Here is a 24,256-nt window from a genome sequence, read left to right on the forward strand (position 1 = left end):
GGTTTAGGGTACACGTCACAGCTCTCGAATAGGTTAGCCAGCTATGATGATCGAGTGGATGGCACGAACAACCCGACCCCGCTGGATTCTCGTATGGGGCAGGCTCCCCCGGCGGAGCTGATCTTCGGAGACTGGTATCCGGCCCTGCGGTCGGATCGGCTGGTCAAGGGCAAGACCGTCACCACGCTGCTGCTGGGCATCCCGCTGCTGGTGGGCCGCAAGAACGACGGCAGCGTCTTCGCCATGAAGGACCTCTGCCCGCACCGCGGCATCCCGCTCTCCGCGGGCTGGTTCGACGGCGAGAACGTCCAGTGCAAGTACCACGGGTGGAAGTTCGAGCCGTGCTCGGGCCAGTGTACGGAGATCCCTTCGCTGACCAGCTTCGACACCCTGGAGCCCACAAAGATCTTCACCACCAGCTACCCCTGCGTCGAACGCGACGGCTACGCCTGGGTCTACGTCCCCCCGCCCGGCGTGGGCCGCGTCACGGGCACGCTACCGCCGGTGCCGGAGGTCCCCAAGTTCTCCGGCCGCTACCGCACCGCGCACCTGACCGCCGACCTGCCCTGCAACGTGGACCACGGCATCATCGGCCTGATGGACCCGGCGCACGGGCCGTTCGTCCATCAGGCCTGGTGGTGGCGCAGCCGCGCGTCCATCCACGAGAAGACCAAGCACTTCGAGCCGATTCCCGAGGGCTTCCGCATGTCGGCGCACGCCCCCAGCGGCAACAGCGCGCCGTACAAGCTGCTGGGCGTCTACGGCGAGCCGATCACGACCCAGATCGACTTCGTGCTGCCCAACCGCCGCTACGAGACGATCCGCTGCGGCCCCAAGTGGTTCGCCAGCCTGACCACCGTAACCCCGGTGACGCCATCAACGTGCCGAATCGACGTGGCCGCGGCATGGGACATCTTCTACCATGTGCCGCTGGTGACGACCATCGCCAAGTTCTTCGGCGCGCGTTTCGTCCGTCAGGATCAGGAGACGATGATCGAGCAGGCCCAAGGGCTGCGCTTCCACCCCGGCCTCATGCTGATCGACGACGCCGACAAGCCCGCCAAGTGGTACTTCGCCCTGAAGCAGGCCCGCCTGAGCGGCAGCGGAGCCCATCCGCTGACCGGCCCGGTAACGCTGCACTGGCGCAGCTAGAAGTATCGTCTTGAGCTGCTGAGAATTTTTCTTACAAACCAACCCTGCCCGCCGCGTCCACAACCTCCCGCAGCACCGTCGTCCCACCCTCCTGCACCCGCCCATGCCCACAGGCAAAACGCTCGATGGGAAGCCCAAGCAGCTTGCGGGCACTGGCCCGCGCCATCTCCCGGTTCCACGTCCCGCCATTCGGCAGCGGAAAGTACCAATGGCAGAACCCCGGAATCGCCAGCCGACGCACCCCAACCAACGCGTCTCCGGCGTAGAGGGTGCCGTCCCGCTCATCGAGAAACGAAAAGTGTCCCGGAATATGCCCCGGTGTTTCGATGCACCGGAGCGAGCCGAACAGCTCCCCTTCGGCGATGAGATGGGTAGGCTGGGAGACGATACCGGGCAGCCCGCCCTTGATCTCGCCAACAGGCTCGCCGGGGTCGAGCGTCTTGTTAGGAGGCTGCTGCAACAGTGGCAGCGAGCGGGTGCTGATGGCCAGCACGGTGCCCGCCGGAAGCTTCGCCATCAGCTCATCGACGGAGCCGACGTGGTCCACATGCGCGTGCGTCAGCAGGACACGCCGTATGGGCGCACCGGCAGCCTTCGCGGCGGCCAGGATAGCGTCCCCAGCACCCGAGACGCCGGTGTCGATGAGGGTGAAGGAGTCGCCCTGCTCCCCGTTGCCGCCGGGCTCACGGACGAGGTAGCAGTTGACCAGGCCGAAGCGGGTGAGCTGTATGGCGTACGCGGAGAAGGGCGTGGCTTTCATAGGGTTTGGATGCTCGCGGGAACAGGGTGGGTGTGAAAAGACTATATGGGATACGGAGCTGGAAGCTCGTTGGTTCCCTAAGTCTTTGGATCCGGGGATAGGCCCGATCTATGCCTTTATCCTGCCGGGCAGGCGTTCGCACGCCTTTTACAGCTTCGCGTGGTTCTCCCATACTGCCCCGAGAACAGCACGAAGTGCCGAAGTACTCAAAACGAGGTGACGCCCTCTTCGATCACCAACTGGTCCACGCAGATATTCATCGCCTTGCCCAGCCGCTTGAACCCCTCCTTCCACTCATCCGACCAGTAAGTCGCATCCACCCGCCGCAGCAGATCGTTCCAGATATTCTGCGCCTGCCAGATGTTCACCTCGAAGGGCATGTCTCGGATCGTATTGGCGACATTGAGCGACTCATGCAGCGCCGCCGCCGCCGGATACTCTTCTGCCGCAGCAGCCTCCAGCCGGATCATCGCCTGCTTCATCCGCAGCCCGGCGGTAAAACCGAGCAGATGCGTGTCCAGCGTGACGTGATCGTTATTGGCGCTGGCCAGCAGGTCGTAGATCAGGATCGGATCGAACTCGTCCTCCTGGATGGCGCGGCGCAGGCTCGCGTTGATGGCGAAGCTGGAGGCCAGCGCCAGCGCGGGCGGCGGCGTCATCCCTGCCTCGGTCAGAAAGTGCAGCAGCGAGGCATGGTCCTCGTAGATCTTGCGTAGCGAGTGCTCCATCTCGCCGATGGTCTGGTTCAGGATGGTCTCGAGGATGCGATGCTGCTCGTCGGCGAAGAGCGAGGTGAGCGAGTAGGCGATGGGGATGCGCTGGCTAGGCGGCGGCGCAGGCGGCATGAAGAGGGTATGGGCGACGCCCGGCTGCACGGCTCCGGGAGCCGATTCAGGTTGTCCGGGCTGCGGGTCGACAGGGTCGAGGACGATGTGGTCGGGCGCGGTCGGCAGATTGGCAGGAGTGCCGCCCGCACGGCGGTCGTACGGCGGGGCGAAGAAGCGGTCGATGAGCCGGATAATCTCGGGCAGGTTGGCCTTGCGGATGGCGTTGCGGACATCGGTGGAGAAGTTGTCGAAGCCGGTAGCATCGGCGGCCGTATAGCTCTTGACCGCGGCCGAGAGGTTCTGGTCGCCCAGATGCAGCACGGCGAAGCAGATATCCTCGGTCTCCTCGGTGATGTGCGAGCGGATCTGCGCCCGCCCCAGCGCCACCTTGCCCCGGCCCGAGGCGAAGACCTCGTGCGACTCGCGATGCACGTCGAAGCAGAACAGCTCGCCGTCCTCGGGGTAGGAGCGGAAGATAGAGCTGATCGCGTAGTGCGCTCCCACCTGCTCCAGGCCGATGCGCATCCCGCTCACATAGAGGTTGTAGATATCCGCGCCGGTGCCCAGCTCTGGCACGTTGGAGATAGCCTTGCCGAGGATAGCCAGAAAAGCAGGCTCGAGCGCCGCACCCGGAGTGCCGAATAGCTCCGAGGCCAACTGCAGAACCCGCCCGGCGTAGGCGATGATCTGCACCGTCTCGATGCCCGAGATCTCGTCGAAGAACCAGCCGCAGCTTGTGTACATCAACTGGGTGTGCCGCTCCAGCTCCATCAGCTCGAGCACCGTGGTGCGTTCTTCGGGCGAGAGCTGGCGCGTGGCGTGCAGGCTGAAGAAGCTGTTGACGGACTCGGGCGTGCGGTTCAGCACGACGTGGATGTAGGCGTCGCGCGCGGCCCACAGGTCTTTCAGCAGACCGGTGGCCAGCTTTTCGGCCAGGGGCGCGGTGGCGTCGCGCAGGAAGTCCAGCGACTCGCGCAGAGGGCCGCGCCACTCCTGGTTCCATCCCGGTTTGCCGCCGTTGCAGCCGCAGTTGGAGCGCCATCTCTCCACCCCGTGGGCGCAGGACCAACTGGTGTCCTCGGCCACCTCGGCCTCCCACGTGGGCGGAAACAGCTCCAGAAACTCGCCGTAGTTGGTCAACCGGGCCAGCCCCTGCTCCTCCATCCAGTGCATGGCAAAGGAGAGGGCCATCTCGCCGTGCTTGTGGTGGTGCCCATAGGACTCGCCATCGGTGGCGACGTGGGCGAGCTGGGCGCGGTCGATCTCACCCGAGGGGACGGGGTGAAAGGTTCCGACAAGGCGCTGGCCGAACTTCTCGCCGGAGTCGAGCAGGCCCTCGAAGGCGATGGCGCGCGAGGCCGGACCGTCGTAGAAGAAGACTGCGATGGAGCGGCCCTCGTCGAGCTGAACCTGGTAGGGCTGGGTGGGGTCGACCGAGGCGTTGGGGGTCGGCTTCCAGGGAATCTCGGCGGGAGCCTTCGCGCCGTTTCCGTTTTCGGAGGCTACTACCGGAGTCGCCTCCGCCGCTTCCAGCGGCCGTACCCGCGCGCACTGGTTGGGGGCCAGGATCGTGAAGAGAATCCCCTCCTGTGCCAGCAGGTCGAGGACATGGCGGTTCACGGCGGCCTCGGCCAGCCACATGCCCTCGGGCCGTCGGCCAAAGCGGGAAACGAAGTCGGCGATGCCCCAGCGGATCTGGGTGCGGGCGTCGCGCGTGCTCGCCAGCGGCATGATGATGTGGTTGTAGACCTGCGCCAGCGCCGAGCCGTGGCCGCTGTAGCGCGCCGCGCTGGTCTTATCCGCGTCCAGAATCATGTGGTAGGTGCGCGGGGCCTTCTCGTTAAGCCAGCTCAGCAGCGTTGGCCCGAAGTTGAAGCTCATCCGCGAGTAGTTATTGATGATGCGGACGATCTCGTTCTTCCGGTTCTGGATGCGCGAGGCGCCATTGGGCGCGTAGCACTCGGCCGTGATGCGGTCGTTCCAGTCGTGGTAGGGCGCGGCGGAGTCCTGCACCTCGACGGTCTCGAGCCAGGGGTTCTCGCGCGGCGGCTGGTAGAAGTGTCCGTGGATACAGACGAAGCGGGTCACCGGTGGAGGCTGTGGGGTGGAGAGTGCGGCTTTACTGGTGTTTTTACGCATTCGTATGGATTCGATGCTAAACGGAGTGGGGTTTGCACGCGGTGGCGTGAGAAATTCAAGCATGAAAATCTGAGAAGCGGAGAATATCCGAGTTATAACTGAAGTTATAATTCTTAACATGCAGCTGAAGATTCGCAAAATCGGCAATGGTTACGGCGTTCTCTTTCCCAAGCAACTCCTCGACGAGATGGTCTTACAGGAGGGGTCTCTGCTTGAGGTGGAGACGGTCAAGGGAACGATCCAAATGACGCCGTCGGATGAGCAGTTTACGCGGCAGGTGGAGGCGTTTCTTAAGACGGAGGCGCGTCACCGCGACACCTACCGCGAGCTGGCCAAGTGAGCTTTGAATTCGTCCGCGCGGACGTGCTCAAAAACGTGCAAAGCCGCCTGATTCAACGCTACGGAGGTTTGGCCGGGGTTCGGGACGAGAATGCTTTGCAATCGGCGATTGCCCGCCCGGAGCACTTGGAGGCCTACGGCGAACTGACTTCCCCGGCTGAGCTGGGGGCGGCGCTGGCGTGGGCAATTCTCCGCAACCATCCATTTGCGGACGGCAACAAGCGGGCCGCATTCGCCGGGTTGACAATGTTCCTTGAACTGAACGGGTATGACCTGAACTGCTCTCAGGTGGAGGAGACGGCGATGGTGCTGCAGGCGGCCTCGGGCGAGATCAGCGAGCAGGAGTGGGCGGTCTGGGTCGTGCGGAGCGTGGTCCCGATTGGCTGATTGCCCCTAATCCTGCTTGATCTCCGGATCATCCGGTATCCCGGAGCTATTGCGCGGGGCCATCCCCGGAAGCGCCCCCAGCAGCATCGGAAACCCAATCGCCACAATAAAATACGCAATCGTCACCCCCAGGGCCAGCCACGGCAACCCGGCCCCGCAGGCCATCCCCACCGCCGTCACCAGCCAGACCGTAGCGGCGGTCGTCAGCCCGGTCACCCGGTCGCTGCGCACGAAGATAAGCCCCGCGCCGATAAATCCAATGCCGGTCACAATCTGCGCCGCCACCCGCGACGGGTCCAGAACGACGTGCCCCGGCACCAGCACATCGGTAAAGCCGTACTTCGAGACCAGCAGAAAGAGCGCCGCCGTCGTCCCGACGATCGTATAGGTGCGCAACCCCGCGCTCTTGCGGCGAACCTCCCGCTCCAGCCCAATAGAGGCCGAGAGCAGAAAGGCCCACCCCAGCTCCAGGAACTGCTTCAGGCCCTGGCCGTCAATCTCCGAGACGTGCACGAGCGGAATCAGCATGGCTGGTATGTTAGACCGGCTTCGTCGTCTTTTTCGTGACTTTACCCTTATTCTCTTTATCGTTGTTGGCCAGGTCACAGGCCCGCCACAGATACCAACTGGCCACCGAGCACCAGGGCCGCCACTTCTTCGCCCGCTTCTCCATCACATCGGGCTTGGGCAGCAGGTCGGGCGTCACCTTGGTATCGGGCTTCAGCCCCTGAAACGTCAGCGCAAACCCCTTGCGAACCCCATAGTCCGAGACCGGCAGCACGTCGGCTCGTCCCAGCCGGAAGATGAGGAACATCTCCACCGTCCACTTGCCGATGCCCCGCACCTGCGTCAGGTGCTCGATGATCGCCTCATCGGACATGCGCCGGATGCGTGCGAGCGTGGGCACCGTGCCGTCGAGCGTCTTGGCGGCGAGATCGCGTACGGCCAGAGCCTTATTGTGCGAGAGGCCCGCCTGCCGTAGCTGCTCGTTGGGGCAGTCGAGCAGGTGCTGTGCTGTGGGGTGCGTGCCTAGAGGCAAGCCCGAGTCGGCGATGGCCGGGGCGAATCCCGCGAGCAGCTTGGCGTGAATAGCGGCGGCGGCCTTGCCGTGGATCTGCTGGTAGACGATGCTCTCGAGCAGCGCCTCAAACGGCGACAACGTACTGGCGAGCTTCATCGTAAAGGGACCGGCGCGCTCGATGAGGCGGCCGAGCTTCGGGTCGGCCACGGCCAGGTCGCGGAGGGCCGCCTCGGTATCGTAGCCGGGGGCGCGGGGTGTTTTGCTGGGTCGAGGCATGGCTACGACGGTACAACGGAAGCCCAACCAACGGAAAGCCTCTCGCTGCCGACCAACGGGAGGCCCTCAGAAGATTACTCACCCATACCGCCCCGAGGACCGCACGAAGTGCCGCCCGCCCGGCGCGAGGGCGCTTTCAATTCAGTACGCCTTCAGGCAGATGCCCCCGGATCTCGGCCAAAAAACCATCCCGATCGGCGGCATCGACAATAATGCGCTGACCCGCAGCATTACGCACCTCAATCCAGTTACTGAGGTGCTGTTTCGTCCCCAGCGATCCAGTCAGCGGCCCGACGCGAACGATCTCGCTGAAGGGCATCTCGACGCGCCGCCAGTAACGCTGCTGTGTCAGGCGGTCGGGCAGCACCTGCCAGTACCAGAAGAAATATCCGGGCAGCGCAAACAGGAAAAGAACGACGCCCGCCACGACTGCCTGCCAGAGCGGATGTCCACGGCGCAGCAGACCGGCGGAGACGATGGCGGGCCAGACAAACCAATAAAGCACTCGGCCCAGATTGAGCGGACGGCGATAACGCATGGGTCCACGTTAGGGGAAAGCCGTTCCGAGTTCAAACGGCGCGGCCAACAGGATATTCTTACCCGGACATGGCTACCGATCCCCTCCGCAATCCGGTCTGGAGCGCACTGTCCTCCGAGCAGGCGCGCTTCCGGCAACAATCCGGCGCAGTGCTTCGGTATCCAGTGGAGATCGCGCCCTTCTGCGCGGTGGAGACGGCCTCCGCGGCCTGTTCGGCGGGGGATATCCCCGCAGGCAGAACGCACTACTTTGTTGGCGTGATCCCGCAGCTCCCCCCGGAGTGCCAACTGGTGCATCGCTCCTCCGTCGTGCAGATGATCCTGCGCGGCCAGCCCGTCTCCACCGAGCCTCTGCCGATGGAGGTGGAGCTGACGGCCACCGACGTGGACGACATGCTGAAGCTCACCGGCCTGGTCTATCCGGCATTCTTCCGCACGGAGACCCACCGGCTAGGCCGCTACATCGGCCTGCGCGCAGGGGGCGAGCTGATTGCAATGGCCGGAGAACGGATGCGCCTGAGCGGACCATCGGGAAGCCTGTGCGAGATCAGCGGGGTCTGCACGCATCCGGCGCACACCGGCAAAGGCTATGCCAGCCACCTGATCCTGCGGCTCTCCGAGGCAATCCTGGCAAGCGGCTCCACCCCTTTTTTGCATACGTCGTCATCGAATCGACGAGCCATCTCGGTCTATGAGAAGTTGGGCTTCAAGACGCTCCGCGAGCTGGATATGGTCGAGGTGCAGTGCGAATAACGGATATGCGAGTGCGTTTATCGAGCACTCAAATTCGGACCAAAATGGTGGTATTTACAGGGGATGTACTTAAATGTGAATTGCGAAACACCAGTATCCATGCGGGTTTTAGCAGCACATTTCAAGAGGGACCACCCGCCGTGCCGAAGTGGGATTCGATAATCGAATCATCAAGATAAAAAAATGCAGACGGCCGGTTGCGAAGGCTTTGGAAACGAAAATCCACTGCTATAGTTGGAGTTCAAAGGTCTCGTTTTCCACGGGCAGCATTATTTTGCTGTCTGTCTATGTCCCAGTTTGTTATCTGGACCCCTTAGGTCCATGCGGTATATTTTCAATCTCTCGGTAGACGCAGAGGAAGCAGGAACGCACTCATGGCGCAAGTTTTTGACCGCAGTTCGAACGCACTGGCCCGGGCAAGCCTCGTAATCGCTGGCTTGATCGTCATTGCGCTCGGCGTAGGCCTGGATCAGCTGCAGCGTTCGCCCTGGGTGACGCGGCAGGGTCAGCGGCCGGATCAGCCGGTACCGTTCAGCCACAAACACCACGTGGAAGGCCTCGGCCTGCAGTGCCAGTACTGCCACACGTCGGTGGAGAAGTCGAGCTACGCGGGCATCCCGCCGACCAAGACCTGTATTAACTGTCACGCGCAGATCTGGACCAACGCGGCCCTGCTCGAGCCGGTGCGGCACAGCTGGGCGACGGGTGAGTCGATCCACTGGATTCGCGTCCACGACTTGCCGGATTACGTGTACTTCAACCACGAGATCCACGTGAACAAGGGCATCGGCTGCGCGAGCTGTCACGGCCGCGTCGACCAGATGCCGCTGATGTACCAGCAGAACACGCTGCAGATGGAGTGGTGCTTGAACTGCCACCGCAACCCTGCTGTGAACCTGCGGCCGACCAGCGAGATCTACAACATGGCGTGGTCTGGTCCCAGCACGGATAAGCCCGTGTGGTGCGCCGAGACGGGCAAGGGCGGCTACGGCGCCTCGACCCCGACCGCGCAGGGCCTCTCCTGCACGACCAAGGACCCCAGTGGCGAGAATCCCAAGGTGGCGATGCTGCAGCAGTTGAGCGCGACGCCACGGGGGATGAGCCAGCCGCAGAGTGGGACCGAGCTGCAGCCGCACCCGGTAACAGCGGATGGTCAGACGGCGAGCGATCTGCCGCCGGCTAACGCGATCCTGGTTCCTGCCAGCTATCAGAAGTTCACCAGCCAGGAAGATCTGGGCAAGTATCTGACGCAGAAGTACCACATCCGCACCCCCAACGAGCTTTCGAGCTGCGAGGTGTGCCACCGATGAACTCGAACACGGACAACGCGATGACGGAAGAGAAGAACAGCCCGGTAGTGGTGACCTCGATCGCTCCGGCCAAGATGACGCTGGCCCAGGTGCGGGCGAAGCTCGACGGCAAGACCGGGCGCAAGTACTGGAAGAGCCTGGACGAGCTGGCCGAGACGCCGGAGTTTCAGGAGCTGGTGAACGAGGAGTTTCCGCGGCAGGCTGGTGCGGGCGAGTGGGTCGATGCGGTAAGCCGTCGCGGCTTCCTGAAGGTGATGGGCGCGTCGTTTGCGCTCGCGGGCCTGGCCGGATGCACCAAGCAGCCGGATGAGCCGATCTTCCCCTACGTGAAGCAGCCGGAGGACCTGGTCCTCGGCAAGTCGATGTTCTTCGCGACCGCGCACCCCTTCCCGACTGGAGCGATTCCGGTTCTGGTCAAGTCCGACGCGTTCCGTCCGATCAAGATCGAGGGCAATCCCGACCACCCGATGTCGAAGGGCAAGTCGGATGCGTTCTCGCAGGCCACCCTGCTCGATCTGTACGATCCCGACCGCTCGCAGCACCCGCTCTATCGCGGCGAGACCAGTGACTTCGGCTCGTTCCAGAAGGCGTTTACGACCGCCGCCAAGAAGTCTCAGGGCGGACAGGGTATCTACTTCCTGAGCGAGACCATCACCTCGCCGACGCTGGCGGCCCAGTGGAAGACGGTTCAGTCCGCCTATCCGCAGGCCAAGCTGATCCAGTGGGAGCCGGTAAACCAGGATTCATCGCGTGCCGCATCGAAGGCTGCCTTCGGTAGCTACGCGGATGCGCAGTACAAGCTCGAAGAGGCGGACGTCATCGTCTCGCTCGACGCCGACTTCCTCGGCGGTATCGCGCACCCCGGCTTCCTGCCGCTGGCTGCCGCGTATGCCGAGCGCCATCGCTACGAAGAGAACAAGCCGATGAACCGGCTGTACGTCGTCGAGACCATGCCGACGGTCACCGGTTTCAAGGCCGAGCACAGGCTGGCGCTGAAGCCCAGCGAGCTGGCCGGATTCGCGGCCTCTCTCGCGGGCGGCATGGGGGCGAGCACGTTCTCGAACCCCGAGGCGCAGAAGTTCATGGCCGCGCTGCTCAAGGACCTGAAGTCCACGGGCGGCAAGTGCGTGGTGATCCCGGGCGAGCAGGCTCCCCCGGTGGTTCACGCCGCGGCCTACATGCTCAACAAGAGCCTGGGCGCAGTCGGCAAGACGGTGGTCTACACCGAGACGGTGAACCCGCTTCCGACCGAGCAGCTCAAGGATCTCAAGGCGCTCGTAGCCGACATGAACGCGGGCAAGGTGGAGTGGCTGGTAGTGATGGGTGTGAACCCGATCTACTCGGCTCCTGCTGACCTCGAGTTCGCGGCGGCGTTTGCCAAGGTTCCGAACACGGTTCACCTCGGCAGCCACGTCGACGAGACCGGATTTACCTCGCTCTGGCACCTGAACAAGGCCCACTACCTCGAGAGCTGGTCCGACGCCCGCGCATACGACGGCACCATCTCGATCATCCAGCCGATGATCGATCCTCTCTACTCCGGCGTCTCGGCACACAACGTGCTCCAGGCCCTGACGGATAACATTCAGCTTTCGGCCTACGATGTGGTTCAGGCCAACGCCCGCAACTATATCAAGGGTGACTTCGCAGCCGGTTGGCGCAAGGCGCTGCACGATGGCTGGGTCGAGGGCACTGCCTTCACGGCCAAGTCCGAAGGCCCGAGCGACGTTCACGTCATGTCCGAGCCGTCCACCGGCACGGGCCTCGAGATCTCCTTCCGCCCCGATCCTTCGATCTACGACGGCCGCTTCGCGAACGTCGGCTGGTTGCAGGAGCTGCCCAAGCAGGTGACCAGCCTGAGCTGGGACAACGCGGCCCTGATGAGCATGGACACCATGTCCTCGCTCAACATCGAAGAGAACGAGACGCTCGAGCTGACGCTCAATGGCCGCAAGGTCATTACGCCGGTCCTGATGGTTCCCGGTCATCCCGATGGCGCGATCACGGTTCACCTCGGCTTCGGCCGCACGGACCGCGCGGGCCGCGTCGGTGCGGGAGTTGGCTTCAACGCCTACACGCTGCGCGCCACCACGGGTGTGCTCTCGCAGGGCGGCCTGACGGCGAAGAAGGGTGAGGGCACGTACGACATCTGCGTGACCAAGGTTCACTCGATCGACCACCGCGGCAGCTTCGCGCAGTCGGACCTGGTGACCAAGCACCTCGAAGGCGTCACCTCCCTGCCCGGCAACGAGGCCATGGAGCGCGGCGTCATCCGTTCGGCCACGCTTGAGGAGTTCAAGAAGACTCCGGGCTTCGCGCACGAAGGCTCTCCGCTGAAGGAGACACCAGAGCACGAGACCAGCTTCTTCCCCGATGCCTGGAACTACAAGCGCACCGACCCCTCCTCGGGCAAGATCCAGAACGCCTGGGGCATGGCGATCGACCTGAATAGCTGCGTGGGCTGCAACGCCTGTATCGTCAGCTGCTACGCCGAGAACAACATTCCGGTGGTTGGACGCGAGCAGGTGAAGGTCGGCCGCAACATGCAGTGGCTGCGCATCGACACCTACTTCGAGGGCGATCTGCATGCTCCCAAGGCGCACTTCCAGCCGATGGCCTGCCAGCACTGCGAGAACGCGGGCTGCGAGCAGGTCTGCCCGGTCGGCGCGACAGTGCATACGCCTGAAGGCTTGAACACGATGGTGTACAACCGTTGCGTGGGCACGCGCTACTGCTCGAACAACTGCCCATACAAGGTGCGCCGGTTCAACTTCCTGCTGTACTCGGACTACGACACGGAGAGCCTGAAGTTCATGCGCAATCCGGACGTCTCGGTTCGCTCGCGCGGTGTCATGGAGAAGTGCTCCTACTGCATCCAGCGTATCGAGGCCGCCAAGATCGAGGCCGACAAGGAGAACCGCGAGGTTCGCGACGGAGATATCGTTACGGCCTGCCAGCAGGCTTGCCCGACGAGCGCGATCGCCTTCGGCAACATCAACGACCCTGCCAGCAAGGTGGCGAAGCTCAAGGCTGAAGAGCGCAACTACCAGGTGCTCGCCGACTTGAACTTCCGCCCGCGCACAAGCTACACGGCTGGCGTCACGAACCCGAATCCGGAGCTGGCATAAATGGCTACCAAAGGACCTATCCCCGATAACGTTGTGGATCCGATGATCGACCCGCGCACCGGTGAGTACGCGGTCATCGCGCCCGGCCACAACTTCAAGTCCGTGACCCGGATGATCGCCGACATCGTGCTGACGGAGAACACCCCTCTCGGCTGGTTCTTCGGCCTGCTCGTCGGCGCCGGCGTGGCCTCGGGCGTCGTGATCGGCATCACCTGGCTCTTCCTCAAGGGCGTTGGCATCTGGGGTGTTACGATCCCGGGCGCCTGGGGCTTCGCCATCATCAACTTCGTCTGGTGGATCGGTATCGGCCACGCCGGTACTCTGATCTCGGCGATTCTGCTGCTCTTCAAGCAGACCTGGCGTAACTCGATCAACCGTTTTGCCGAGGCGATGACGATCTTCGCCGTGGTCTGCGCGGGAACCTTCCCACTGATCCACGTCGGCCGTCCGTGGCTCGCGTACTGGCTCTTCCCGTACCCGAACACGATGAACGTCTGGCCGCAGTTCCGTTCGCCGCTGGCCTGGGACGTCTTCGCGGTATCCACCTACGCGACCATATCGATCGTCTTCTGGTACGTGGGTATGATCCCCGACTTCGGCACCATGCGCGATCGCGCGGTGCTGCCGCTGGCCAAGAGCTTCTACGGCATCCTGTCGCTGGGCTGGCGCGGTTCGACCCGCCACTGGATCCGCTACGAGACTGCTTCGCTGCTCCTGGCCGGACTCTCGACTCCGCTGGTGCTCTCGGTGCACACGGTCATCAGCTTCGACTTCGCGGTGGCCTCGCTGCCGGGCTGGCACACGACGATCTTCCCCCCGTACTTCGTCGCCGGTGCTATCTACTCGGGATTCGCCATGGTTATCACGCTGGCGATTCCGATCCGCAAGTTCTATCACCTTGAGGATCTGGTCACGCTGCGCCACCTGGACAACATGGCCAAGGTCATGCTGGGAACGGGGCTGATCGTAGCCTACGGGTACGGCATGGAAGTCTTCATGGCGTGGTACTCGGCCAGCCACTGGGAGTTCTTCATGATGTGGAACCGCATGTTCGGACCCATCTGGTGGGGCTACTGGATGCTGATCCTGACCAACATCGCGATTCCGCTCACGACTCTCTGGTCGCGCAAGCTGCGGGTCAACGTGACGTATCTCTTCCTGCTCTCGTTCGTGATCAACACGGGTATGTGGTTCGAGCGCTTCGTCATCGTCGTCACCTCGCTCTACCGTGACTTCCTGCCGTCGAGCTGGGGAACCTACCGCGCGACCAAGTGGGACTACATGATCTACGTCGGAACGATGGGTCTGTTCACGTTCCTGTTCTTCCTGTTCGTCCGCTTCCTGCCGATGATCCCGATGTCCGAGATCCGGATGATGCTGCCGCAGACCAAGGTTCACCGCGGCGGCGCGGACAGCGAAACCGTGATTGAGGAGACTGTCTAATGCCACCACGGGAAGGTATCTACGGATTGATCGCCGAGTTCAATACTCCGAGCGAGCTGGTACACGCCACGGAGATGGCGCGCAGCGCGGGTTATCGCCGGATGGAGTGCTATACGCCGTACCCGGTCGAAGAGGCTGCCGAGGCGCTGCACTTCCACAAGACGCGCGTGCCGTTGGTCACGCTGCTGGGCGGCATCATGGGTCTGACCACGGCGTGGTTGATGGAGACCTGGATCAACGTCTGGTCGTATCCGCTCAACATCGCGGGGCGTCCGCTGTTCTCGTGGCCCGCATTCATTATTCCGGCGTACGAGTGGACGATTCTGTTTGCCGGTCTCTCGGCTGCGTTCGGTATGATCGCGCTGAACGGCCTGCCCCAGCTCTATCACCCGCTCTTCAACGCGCCCAACTTCCGTAACGGCGCGACGACCGATAAGTTCTTTCTCTGCCTCGAGGCCACCGATCCGAAGTTCTCGCTGACCGAGACGCGGAGCTTCCTCGAGCAGTTCCCCGCGGTCTCCGTGGTGGAGGTGGACCATTAATACCCTGGTATCAGCAACTAAGACGCAAGGCACGGCCCGCATCGCCACAATGGCGCTGCTAGGTGGCGTATCGCTGCTGGCCGGCTGCCGTCAGGACATGCACGACCAGCCGAAGTTCTTCCCGCAGCGCGGGACGAGCTTCTACGCTGATGGCCGCTCGGTGCGCCCGCAGGTAGAGAACACGGTTGCCCGCGGACAGTTACACGAAGACGGATACTTCTACACCGGTCTGGTCAGTGGTCAGGAGGGCAATGCAATGCCCTTCCCAGTGACGCATGATGTTCTGGCCCGTGGCCAGGAGCGTTACAACGTCTATTGCACGCCCTGCCACTCGCGCGTGGGCAACGGTGCCGGTATGATCGTGCAGCGCGGCTACGCGCAGGCAGGCAACTTCCATACCCCCCGACTGGAGTCGGCTCCGCTCGGACACTTCTTCAACGTAATGACCAACGGCTACGGTGCGATGCCGGACTATGCGGCACAGCTCACACCGGCTGATCGCTGGGCTGTCGTGGCTTACATCAAGGCATTGCAATTGAGCCAGCATGCCACCGAGGCCGATGTTGCCTCCGGCCAGCAGGTCGCCCCTCTTTCGAGCATCGCCGAAAAGGAAGGTCTACCCGCGAACTTCGTGGCCGACTGGACTCTCCCGCCGACCTCGGTCACGGGCACTCCGGATGGCCAGCCGTATGTTCTGCCGGTGAGCCTGGTAGGCAATGGATCACAGTCTTCTTCGAAGCCCGCGGCCTCTGTAAGCGGGGCCACGGAAGCTTCACCGTCGCCGGCGACACCGGCTGGCGTCAAGTAGCACGGAATCTAACTCGAGTCTGACGAAGGCCTGAAACGCATGTCATCTGAACACCTACATCACGAGCAAGCGGGCGATCACCACCACGACGCCCACCATGGGCCCCGCACCCTGCCGGCGACGCTCGTCGCTCCTCCGGAGGTGCTGGTCTGGCGGACCCGCGCGCTGATCGTCGCGGTTGTCTTCGCGGTGATCTCCCTGGCGTTTGCGTTCTCGCCGGACGGACGCAGCCACATGCTGCGCGCCTACCTGCTGGGCGTCATTCTTTCCTTCAGCTTCGCTGGCGGCGGACTCGTCCTGTTGATGATGCAGTACGTCTCGGGCGGTAAGTGGGGCCTGCTTCTGCGCCGTCCTCTCGAGGCCATGTCGCGCACCCTCTGGCTGGTCCTGGCGATGTTCCTGCCCCTCATCTTCTTCATGAAGAAGCTCTACCTCTGGGCTGCTTACCCGACGGTTGAGGCGACGGAAAACGGTGTACTGCACCACCTCATCACCGAGGGACAGGCCCACGCGCTCAACTTCAAGCGGCCAATGTTGAGCCCCACCTCCGTCGTGGTTCAGACGCTGATCGTCTTCGCTATCCTCGGAACCTTCATGACGCTGCTGAATAAGTGGTCCTTGCAGCGCGACGCCGATCCAGAAGCGGGCACCGAGAGCAGCTTCAACCGCTGGCGCATCAAGTTCGAGAACCTGAGCGGTATCGGCGTGCTGATCTATGTGATCGTGATGACCGTCCTAATCATCGACTGGGTGATGGCGCTTAATATCACCTGGTACTCCTCGGTCTGGGGACTCAAGTTCCTCGTCGGACAAGGCTACGCGGTTCTCGCACTGGGCGTGCTAACCGTCATCCTGCTCTCGAAGTTCGAGCCGATGAAGACGATCTTGCGCACGACCGAGCAGCACGACCTGGGCAAGTTCCTCTTCGCCTTCGTCATGTTGAATATCTACCTGACCTTCGGCGAGTTCCTCATCATGTGGTCGGGCAACGTACCGGATGAGATTCCCTGGTATCTCGACCGCATCCGTGGCGGCTGGTGGTACATCTGCACGCTCGACTTCCTCTGCCACTGGTTGATTCCCTTCTGCATCCTGCTCTCGCGCAGCACCAAGCGCAATAAGAAGCGGATGATCTGGGTTACCTGCTTCATGCTCTTCGCGCGCTGCGTCGACCTGTTCTGGATCATCGAGCCGAACTTCAAGGACTCTGCGGCGAACTTCCATCTTGGCGGCGGCACGCTGGCCTACCTGACGGTCCCGGTTGCGGTCGTCGGTCTTTGGGCCGCCTATTATCTGACGCAGTTGGCCGCGCGGCCTCTGGTCAACGTCAACGATCCTCACACCGAGGAGATTCTGGAGCCGGAACATGCCCACTAATCACAGCTCAGGCGAACACTCGGGAAATCCTATCCAGCCGGACACAGAGAGCCTCAAGGCCGGCTATGAGATGTCCGACGTCAACGTCGTCAACGTCATCGTCTTCCTCGGTGGTCTCTTCGGATTCGTGCTGATCTTCTATCTCTTCTGCTTCGGCATGGGTAAGGTCATCAACACTGCACTTGAGAAGCAGGACGGTCCCGTCGACAAGTGGCATCAGCCGGGTATCTTTGCCGGTGCGTTAAACGACGGCGGCAAGCGCGAGAATCTAGCCAGCACGACGGAGATGCAGCAGAAAGAACTACAGGCTGTGACGCAGCAGTTCCCGAACCCGCGGCTCGATACCGACGACGGTAACCAGGCGACGGCCGATCTGCACGCGAAGGAGGATCTGCTGCTCGAGCACTACAGCACGGCTCCCGGCGAAGCGGGCATCCGTATCCCGATCGAGCGTGCGATGGAGCTGATCGTCGCCAAGGGGCTTCCGGTTGCGGCAGCAGTTCCCTCTGAGCATCTGGCCGGTGATGTTACGCCTAAGGTACAGGCTCCTCTGACCAGCGGCTTCGCCCGGACCGGTTATGAGCTCGAGACGATTGAAGCGCGCGAGCAGAAGATGAACTACGGTAAGGCTGAGGCTGCGGCTCACCCGGAAAAGTAAGCCGGAGGAGTAGATCAGAGCAGTAGATTCGACCGTACTAAACTTGTAGTAACGAGGAATGACCGATGGTGGCAGCACAGACAAAACGGAAGACGGGATGGAGGGCGGCAGTCGGCTGCGTCCTTCTGCTCGTGGGCCTGTCTGTGCCGTCCATGGCCCAGGTGTCCTCGTACGGCGATAAGGCTTCCGGTGAGAATACCGGCGACCAGCTCCCCCAGGTACTGCAAAAGGTGGGAGTCTCGCAGCATCTCAACCGTCAGCTGCCTCTGGACGCGGTGTTCGTCGACGAGACGGGTGCCAAGGTCAAGCTGGGTGACTACTTCGGCAAGCATCCGGCGATCCTGACGATGGTCTACTACCAGTGCCCGATGCTGTGCTCGGAAGAGCTTGACGGCCTGACCGGCGCGCTGGAGATGGTACGCATGACCCCGGGTAAGGACTTCGATGTCATCATCATCAGCATCGATCCGTCTGAGACGCCCGCGATGGCGGCCAAGAAAAAGGCGTTTTATCTGAAGCGGTACGGACGGCCCGAGACGGCAGCGGGTTGGCACTTCCTTACCGGCCAGAAACCGGCGATCGACGCGACGACGGATGCGGTTGGATTCGGCTACGTCCGCGTACCGGGACCGGATGGGACGCTCAGCCAGTTTGCTCATGCCAGCTCCATCGAGCTGGTGACGACCGATGGCAAGCTGGCCCAGTACTACCTTGGCGTGGAGTACTCGCCGAAGGATATTTTGCTCGGGTTGATCGACGCTTCGGGCAACAAGATCGGATCGCCGGTCGCAAACATTCTGACGTACTGCTATCACTACGATCCCTCGACCAACAAGCATTCGCTGGTTGTGGCCCGGGTGGTTCAGTTCGGCGGAATGATGACGATGGCCGGCCTTGGCGGTTTCATGTTTCTGATGTTCCGGCGTGACCTGAAGCTCGGGCGTGAGCACGACTTGACCAAGAGAACGGATAAAGGGTAACGATGCATATCAGTCCAGTCCTGTGGCAGTTTTTGACCAAATGGCTCGCGGCCTCCGCCCTGTTTCCGGCGGAAGCGTCGACGATCGCTCCGTATACGGATGCGCTGTACTTCTTTCTGATTGGGATGACCATCGTCGGTCTCATCCTGGTGGGTGTGCTGCTGTTTGGTTTTTCGATCCGCTACAGCCGCAAGAATAATCCTGTGGCGACGCAGGTCGAAGGCTCGACACTGCTCGAAGCGACGTGGACGATCATTCCGCTGGCGATCTTCCTGGTGACCTTCGTCTGGGGCGCGTTGCTCTACTTCCGGATCTTCAATCCGCCGACCAACGCGATGAATATCTACGTCGTGGGTAAGCAGTGGATGTGGAAGGCCGAGCATCCGGGCGGCCAGCACGAGATCAACGCGCTGCACGTCCCCATCGGGCGCCCCGTGCAGCTGACCATGATCTCGCAGGACGTCTTCCACAGCTTCTCGGTGCCGGACTTCCGCGTCAAGCGTGAGGTCATCCCGGGCCGCTACACGACCGTCTGGTTCAACGCAACGACGCCTGGCACCTACCACATCTTCTGCACGCAGTACTGCGGCACCAAGCACTCGGAGATGATCGGCGAGGTCACCGCACTGAGCCCCGAGGACTATGAGAAGTGGACGAAGGATTCGACCAGCGGCATGTCGCTGGCGCAGAACGGCGAGCGCCTGTTTGCGAGCATGGGCTGCAACCAGTGCCACTCGGGCAATGCGGCCTCGCGCGGACCGAATCTCGCCGGAGTCTACGGCTCCAAGCTGCAGTTGACCAATGGATCGCAGGTACTGGTGAACGATGCCTATCTTCGCGATGCCATTCTGAATCCGTCGCAGCATGTGACGGCCGGATACCAGCCGATCATGCCGACGTACCAGGGGCAGATCAGCGAAGACGGCCTGATTGACCTGGTCGAGTACATCAAGAACCTGAACAGCAACTACCGTGTCCAGCAAACACTGGGCACCTCACAGTCAGACCTTGCGGCGCCCACAACGCCGGGGATGGTGAAGCCATGAGCGCATCCACGTATACGATCGTCAATCTTCCGGACCAGGCTACGGCCACAATGCCCAAGCGGCACTACATCAACAACGAGCATGGGTTATTGAGCTGGCTGTTCACCGCCGACCACAAGCGGATCGCCATGCTGTACCTGATGTCGATTACGTTCTTCTTCTTTATCGGCGGAGCTTTTGCGGGTCTGATCCGTCTGGAGCTGCTGACGCCGCAGCCGGACTTGGTCGCGTCCGACACCTACAATAAGTTCTTCACGATGCACGGCATCGTCATGATCTTCCTGTTTCTGGTGCCTTCGGTTCCGGCGACCCTGGGTAACTTCCTGATCCCGATCATGCTGGGCGCGAAAGATCTTGCATTCCCCAAGATCAACCTGCTGAGCTGGTACCTCTACATGGCGGGTGGCATGTTCACCCTGGCTGCCTTGGTGCTGGGTGGAGTCGATACGGGCTGGACCTTTACCACGCCGCTCTCGACGCACTACCTGAATACGCACGTCGTCACGGCTGCGACCGCCATCTTCATCGCGGGTTTCAGCTCCATCTTCACTGGCTTGAACTTCATCGTCACGATTCACCGGATGCGCGCGCCGGGCATGACCTGGTTCCGTATGCCGCTGTTCGTCTGGGCAAACTATGCAGCTTCAGTCCTGATGGTGCTCGGGACTCCGGTACTTGCCATCGCGATCGTCCTGGTTGCGCTTGAGCGGCTGATCGGCATCGGCGTCTTCGACCCGACTAAGGGCGGCGACCCGCTGCTCTTCCAGCACCTCTTCTGGTTCTACTCGCATCCGGCCGTGTACATCATGATTCTGCCGGGTATGGGCGTGATCTCGGAGGTCATCAGCACCTTCAGCCGCAAGCGGGTCTTCGGCTATACAGCCGTGGCGTTCTCCTCGGTAGCCATCGCGGTCTTCGGCTTCTTTGTATGGGCGCACCACATGTTCATCATGGGCGTCTCAAACTACTCGGCCCTGGTCTTCTCGCTGCTGACCATGCTGGTTGCGGTGCCGTCGGCGATCAAGATCTTCAACTGGGCCTTCACCCTGCAGAAGGGATCGATCACCTTCGAGACGCCGATGCTCTATGCCTTCGGCTTCATGGGGCTGTTCACCATCGGAGGTCTGACGGGCGTCTTTCTGGGCTCGCTGGGTATGGACATCCATCTGACCGAGACCTACTTCATCGTGGCTCACTTCCACTTCGTCATGGTCGGCGGAATGCTGATGGCCTTCCTGGCCGGTATCCACTTCTGGTGGCCGAAGATGACGGGCCGCATGTATCCGGAGAGCATGTCGAAGCTGGCTGCGGTCGTTACCTTCATCGGGTTCAACCTGACCTTCCTCCCGCAGTTTATCCTGGGCTATCTGGGTATGCCGCGGCGGTATCATGCGTATCCGCAGGAGTATCAGGTGCTGAACGTGCTCTCGACGGCTGGCGCCACGGTGCTTGGTGTGGGCTACCTGCTGCCGATGCTGTACCTGGCGTGGTCTCTGAAGTATGGTGAGATTGCTGGTGATAATCCGTGGCAGGCCACGGGACTTGAGTGGCAGATCCAGTCGCCACCGTTGACCGAGAACTTTACCGAGATACCGGTTGTGGACTACGAGGCCTACGACTACGAGTGGCTCGCGAATAAGACAGAACACGAGGTAACGACCGTTGGCTAACACGATCGCAGCCCATCACGACGCGGAACTGCACGAGGAACACGAGCACGTCGTGCTCCCGCAGCATCGCCATCACTTCGAGACGGAAGAACAGCAGCGCGAGGCTGGCAGCTTTGGCATGTGGCTCTTCCTGCTGACCGAGATCATGTTCTTCGGGGGCATGTTCTTCGCCTACCTGCTGTACCGCAACTGGTACTATCCGGCCTTTGTGGCGGCGTCCAACCAGTTGAATGTGCCGGAGGGGACAGCGAATACCGTCATCCTCATCACATCGGGCTTCTTTATGGCGCTCGGCGTGTGGGCGGCGGAGGTCCGGAAGAAGGGTCTTCTGGTCGTCTTCCTGATCCTGACGACGATCTTTGGATTTGCCTTCCTTGGCGTCAAGGCGGACGAGTATCACGAGAAGTGGGAGAAGCACCATATCCCGGGTGCGAGCTTCGACGTGAAGGAGTTCATCAATCCGGCAGCCTATGGCCTGCATGAGGAGCCGCTGGCTCCGGATATGGCGCAGAAGACACAGGTCTTCTTCTTCCTGTATTTTGCGATGACCGGAATGCACGCGCTACACATGATTATCGGTCTGGCGTTGTTGTTCTGGCTGACATGGCGGGCGCATAAGGGCGACTTTTCGTCGGGGTACGTCGCTCCGATTGAGAACTTCGGGCTTTACTGGCACTTCGTCGATATCGTATGGCTGTTCCTGTTCCCGCTGCTGTACCTCATCAATCGCCATCCACTCTAGCAAGAGCCTGATCTGAAGGAGCTTAACGTGTCCGAATACCATGACGCGATGAATGTAACAAACCCGGAGCACGCCGAACACCATATCGTTTCGCCGCGCGAGTACTGTTTTGTCTACGGCGCCCTGCTGATCGGGACGATCGTCACGGTTCTGGCTGCGTATAAAGATATGGGCGTCCTGAACCCGATTGTGGCGCTTGGGATTGCCTGCACCAAAGCCGTAATCGTCATCCTGTTCTTCATGCATGTGAAGTATCAGTCGCGGCTGATCAAGATGACAGTTGGGGCGGGTTTTTTCACGTTTATCGTCCTGGTGATGATGTCGCTGTGCGATTACATGAGCCGCGCCTGGGGTCTCTGGTAAGAGCATTCCTTTATAAAAGTAAAAATGCGGCCTGCAGGCCGCATTTTTGTTTGTAGTGGTGCGATGGGCGTGGGCGAGCGGCAAGTGTATGCTTCCTTTGAAGTGGGAGGAATGGGTATGAAAATGCGCTTAGCTGTGCTGGTGGGGATGGTTGGGTTCATGGCGCCGATGCTGGCTGGGCAGACGGTTCAGCAGACCCTGCAGGTGAGCAGGGACAACAAGACAATCTCGGTTACGGCGACGGATACGGCAGAGGCGCTGGCGGATACGGCCGAGGTGTCGGTGGGGTTTGTTGTCTATGGGGCATCTGAAGACCAGACCTATGCGGACGCCAGCCGGATCTCGAACCGGGTGATGAAGGCGCTCGAGGATTCGGGGGTGAAGTCGGACCAGATCCAGAGTGGATCGCAGAACCTGAGTCCGGTCGACCCGAACGACAAGCAGCGGTATGGCGCGGGGATCCGGTTCGTCTTTCGGCAGAGTTGGCAGGTAAAGGTGCAGGCGTCGTCGGCGGCCGAGGTGCTGCATCTGGCGGTGACGAACGGGGCCAACGAGAGCGGCGGGATTGCGTGGAGTCTGGCGGCTGAGGGCTCGCTGGAGGCGCAGGCGGCGGAGAAGGCGCTGGCCCATGCGAAACAGATTGCGGAGCGCATGGCTGCGGGGCTGCATGTGACGTTGGGGCCGTTGGTATACGCGAGCAATCAGGCTGGTATGCGGCCAGGGCCGGTGATGATGGCGATGGCTAATGCGCCGAGGATGCTGAAGGAGGCGAAGCCGGAAGTGAAGCCGCTGGCCATCTCGCCGGGTAAGGTGAGTCGGTCAGCCACGGTCTACGCAGTATTTGCCCTGGAATAGCACTTCGTGCCGTTCTCGGGGCGGCATGGGTGAATTATCTGCATGGAGCCTCCCGCTGGTTGGCAGCGAACATCTTTGTTTCCGACCAACGGGAGGACCAAGCGAAGCAGTAAAAAGGCGTGCAAACGCCCGCCCTCTGCGGAGGAGGCCCATCCGGCAGGACAGGCCCTTGAACTTAGTTAGCAGGCTTGGCGGCGGCGTGCTTGGAGGTCCACACGACTGCCTTGTCGACGACCACATACAGCAACTGGTCGGTATCGGCCTTGGCAGTGCGCTTGATGTACTCGCCCATGCGTTTGCCTGCGGCTGCGTCGTCGGGCAGGGTGATGCCGCGATTCTTGGCCGAAAGCTCGGCGAGGGTCTCGATCATGCCGAAGAAGACGGTCTCGTCCTTGCCACTGGCGATCCAGGCGTCATGCACGGTGGAGGTAACGAGCTGCTCGGTGCTAAGCGTGGTGGCGGCCGGGGTCTGAGCCCGGAGGGCGACCGGCGTCAGGGCGAGAGTACCGGCGAAGACGGCGCAGGTGGTGAGCTTGCGGAGGCGGAGCATCGGGGACGACGGGATCATGGCAGTAGCCTTTCTCGTTTTCGTATAGAGCTGATAGGAAGCAGATTCGCGCCGGTTGCAGAGCTGTTTAGCGCCGATAGTAGTTGTCACGGCGGTTATTCTGAGCGGCCTGGCCGACGACAGCTCCGATACCGGCTCCGGCTGCACCGCCGATGATCGTTCCCTTGAGGCCGCCGCCGAGCAGCGCCCCCAGAACCGCGCCGCCGCCTGCACCAATCAGCGCACCCTTGCCAGGCCCGATGCCATTGTCGCGGCGGTGATAGCGGTCTCCGTTGCCATAGTAGCCGCCGCGCCCGCCATTACGGACGCCGCCGTAAAAGTTGTTGCGCTGGGCGGAGGCTGCAACAGTACTGAGCAATAGGACGAGCACTGCGAAAAAGGATAATTTTCTGTGAAACATAGAACCTCCGCGTGCGAGCTTCGTGAAGCCATAAAAGAACTTCTGCCCGGTTAGATGCGGACTGAAGCCGGATTGTTGAAGCTCTTTGCAGATAAATCGCGTCCAATCAACTCTGGCAGGAATTCTGCCCCAACCGATCTCCGACGAGTCCTGACGGATCATTTCGTCCAACCAA

24 protein-coding genes are annotated in these 24,256 nt (G+C 61.9%); 17 read left to right on the forward strand and 7 right to left on the reverse strand.

Features of this window, described 5'->3' with window-relative positions:
- Nucleotides 1–93: 93 nt before the first annotated feature.
- Entirely contained in the window at nt 94–1,152 is a 1,059-nt protein-coding gene (locus FTO74_RS00240) for a Rieske 2Fe-2S domain-containing protein (RefSeq protein ID WP_162539613.1), read from the forward strand.
- A gap of 31 nt (nt 1,153–1,183) precedes the next feature.
- Here FTO74_RS00240 and FTO74_RS00245 read toward each other — a convergent pair whose 3' ends face one another.
- Nucleotides 1,184–1,912: an MBL fold metallo-hydrolase gene (locus FTO74_RS00245; RefSeq protein ID WP_162536342.1), complete on the reverse strand. Its 729-nt coding sequence runs from the start codon at nt 1,910–1,912 to the stop codon at nt 1,184–1,186.
- Nucleotides 1,913–2,118: 206 nt separating this feature from the next.
- Nucleotides 2,119–4,878, reverse strand: coding sequence for a DUF3536 domain-containing protein (locus tag FTO74_RS00250; RefSeq protein ID WP_162536343.1), 2,760 nt, complete (start codon nt 4,876–4,878; stop codon nt 2,119–2,121).
- A gap of 118 nt (nt 4,879–4,996) precedes the next feature.
- On the opposite strand from FTO74_RS00250, the gene FTO74_RS00255 reads away from it, so the two are divergent.
- Nucleotides 4,997–5,218 (forward strand): AbrB/MazE/SpoVT family DNA-binding domain-containing protein, encoded by a 222-nt coding sequence (locus FTO74_RS00255; RefSeq protein WP_162536344.1) that lies wholly within the window; start codon nt 4,997–4,999, stop codon nt 5,216–5,218.
- Nucleotides 5,215–5,604, forward strand: coding sequence for a type II toxin-antitoxin system death-on-curing family toxin (locus tag FTO74_RS00260; protein ID WP_162536345.1), 390 nt, complete (start codon nt 5,215–5,217; stop codon nt 5,602–5,604). Before FTO74_RS00255 ends, FTO74_RS00260 begins: the two co-directional genes overlap by 4 nt.
- A 6-nt stretch (nt 5,605–5,610) precedes the next feature.
- On the opposite strand, the gene FTO74_RS00265 is transcribed toward FTO74_RS00260, so the two are convergent.
- From FTO74_RS00265 to FTO74_RS00275, 3 genes are all read right to left on the reverse strand, one after another.
- The gene (locus tag FTO74_RS00265) at nt 5,611–6,132 is read right to left on the reverse strand and encodes an MgtC/SapB family protein (protein WP_162536346.1); all 522 of its coding nucleotides are present in this window, start codon (nt 6,130–6,132) and stop codon (nt 5,611–5,613) included.
- Between the two features lie 10 nt (nt 6,133–6,142).
- Complete coding sequence (locus tag FTO74_RS00270; protein ID WP_162536347.1) at nt 6,143–6,901, reverse strand: DNA-3-methyladenine glycosylase; 759 nt, start codon at nt 6,899–6,901, stop codon at nt 6,143–6,145.
- A gap of 136 nt (nt 6,902–7,037) precedes the next feature.
- Entirely contained in the window at nt 7,038–7,439 is a 402-nt protein-coding gene (locus FTO74_RS00275; RefSeq protein WP_162536348.1) for a hypothetical protein, read from the reverse strand.
- Between the two features lie 68 nt (nt 7,440–7,507).
- Between FTO74_RS00275 and FTO74_RS00280 the strand changes: the two genes are divergently transcribed.
- The 14 genes from FTO74_RS00280 (at nt 7,508) to FTO74_RS00345 (ending at nt 23,113) form a co-directional block, all read left to right on the forward strand.
- A complete protein-coding gene (locus FTO74_RS00280; protein ID WP_162536349.1) occupies nt 7,508–8,191 on the forward strand; it encodes a GNAT family N-acetyltransferase in 684 nt (227 codons plus the stop codon).
- A gap of 374 nt (nt 8,192–8,565) precedes the next feature.
- Complete coding sequence (locus tag FTO74_RS00285) at nt 8,566–9,501, forward strand: cytochrome c3 family protein (protein ID WP_162536350.1); 936 nt, start codon at nt 8,566–8,568, stop codon at nt 9,499–9,501.
- Nucleotides 9,498–12,629 carry a TAT-variant-translocated molybdopterin oxidoreductase gene (locus FTO74_RS00290; protein WP_162536351.1) on the forward strand — a complete coding sequence of 1,044 codons (3,132 nt, stop codon included), beginning with the start codon at nt 9,498–9,500 and terminating at the stop codon, nt 12,627–12,629. Before FTO74_RS00285 ends, FTO74_RS00290 begins: the two co-directional genes overlap by 4 nt.
- Entirely contained in the window at nt 12,630–14,072 is a 1,443-nt protein-coding gene (nrfD, locus tag FTO74_RS00295) for an NrfD/PsrC family molybdoenzyme membrane anchor subunit (RefSeq protein ID WP_162536352.1), read from the forward strand.
- Entirely contained in the window at nt 14,072–14,614 is a 543-nt protein-coding gene (locus FTO74_RS00300; RefSeq protein ID WP_162536353.1) for a DUF3341 domain-containing protein, read from the forward strand. Before nrfD ends, FTO74_RS00300 begins: the two co-directional genes overlap by 1 nt.
- 49 nt (nt 14,615–14,663) lie before the next feature.
- Nucleotides 14,664–15,422: a cytochrome c gene (locus tag FTO74_RS00305; protein WP_162536354.1), complete on the forward strand. Its 759-nt coding sequence runs from the start codon at nt 14,664–14,666 to the stop codon at nt 15,420–15,422.
- 39 nt (nt 15,423–15,461) lie between these two features.
- Nucleotides 15,462–16,799 carry a hypothetical protein gene (locus FTO74_RS00310; RefSeq protein ID WP_162536355.1) on the forward strand — a complete coding sequence of 446 codons (1,338 nt, stop codon included), beginning with the start codon at nt 15,462–15,464 and terminating at the stop codon, nt 16,797–16,799.
- Complete coding sequence (locus tag FTO74_RS00315) at nt 16,789–17,457, forward strand: hypothetical protein (RefSeq protein WP_162536356.1); 669 nt, start codon at nt 16,789–16,791, stop codon at nt 17,455–17,457. Before FTO74_RS00310 ends, FTO74_RS00315 begins: the two co-directional genes overlap by 11 nt.
- Before the next feature lie 65 nt (nt 17,458–17,522).
- The gene (locus tag FTO74_RS00320) at nt 17,523–18,437 is read left to right on the forward strand and encodes an SCO family protein (protein ID WP_162536357.1); all 915 of its coding nucleotides are present in this window, start codon (nt 17,523–17,525) and stop codon (nt 18,435–18,437) included.
- Between the two features lie 2 nt (nt 18,438–18,439).
- Nucleotides 18,440–19,483, forward strand: a complete 1,044-nt coding sequence (gene coxB, locus FTO74_RS00325; RefSeq protein WP_162536358.1) for a cytochrome c oxidase subunit II — start codon at nt 18,440–18,442, stop codon at nt 19,481–19,483.
- The gene (gene ctaD, locus FTO74_RS00330) at nt 19,480–21,153 is read left to right on the forward strand and encodes a cytochrome c oxidase subunit I (protein WP_162536359.1); all 1,674 of its coding nucleotides are present in this window, start codon (nt 19,480–19,482) and stop codon (nt 21,151–21,153) included. The genes coxB and ctaD overlap by 4 nt, the downstream gene beginning before the upstream one ends.
- The gene (locus FTO74_RS00335; protein ID WP_255462413.1) at nt 21,146–21,895 is read left to right on the forward strand and encodes a cytochrome c oxidase subunit 3 family protein; all 750 of its coding nucleotides are present in this window, start codon (nt 21,146–21,148) and stop codon (nt 21,893–21,895) included. The genes ctaD and FTO74_RS00335 overlap by 8 nt, the downstream gene beginning before the upstream one ends.
- Nucleotides 21,896–21,922: 27 nt before the next feature.
- Nucleotides 21,923–22,258, forward strand: coding sequence for a cytochrome C oxidase subunit IV family protein (locus FTO74_RS00340; RefSeq protein WP_255462414.1), 336 nt, complete (start codon nt 21,923–21,925; stop codon nt 22,256–22,258).
- 117 nt (nt 22,259–22,375) lie between these two features.
- The gene (locus FTO74_RS00345; protein ID WP_162536360.1) at nt 22,376–23,113 is read left to right on the forward strand and encodes an SIMPL domain-containing protein; all 738 of its coding nucleotides are present in this window, start codon (nt 22,376–22,378) and stop codon (nt 23,111–23,113) included.
- Between the two features lie 175 nt (nt 23,114–23,288).
- Here FTO74_RS00345 and FTO74_RS00350 read toward each other — a convergent pair whose 3' ends face one another.
- The gene (locus tag FTO74_RS00350; protein ID WP_162536361.1) at nt 23,289–23,681 is read right to left on the reverse strand and encodes a hypothetical protein; all 393 of its coding nucleotides are present in this window, start codon (nt 23,679–23,681) and stop codon (nt 23,289–23,291) included.
- A gap of 67 nt (nt 23,682–23,748) precedes the next feature.
- Nucleotides 23,749–24,051 (reverse strand): YMGG-like glycine zipper-containing protein, encoded by a 303-nt coding sequence (locus FTO74_RS00355; RefSeq protein ID WP_181955715.1) that lies wholly within the window; start codon nt 24,049–24,051, stop codon nt 23,749–23,751.
- Nucleotides 24,052–24,256 lie beyond the last annotated feature (205 nt).

Origin of the sequence: Granulicella sp. WH15 (assembly GCF_009914315.1) — a bacterium.
Taxonomy (GTDB): Bacteria; Acidobacteriota; Terriglobia; order Terriglobales; family Acidobacteriaceae; genus Edaphobacter.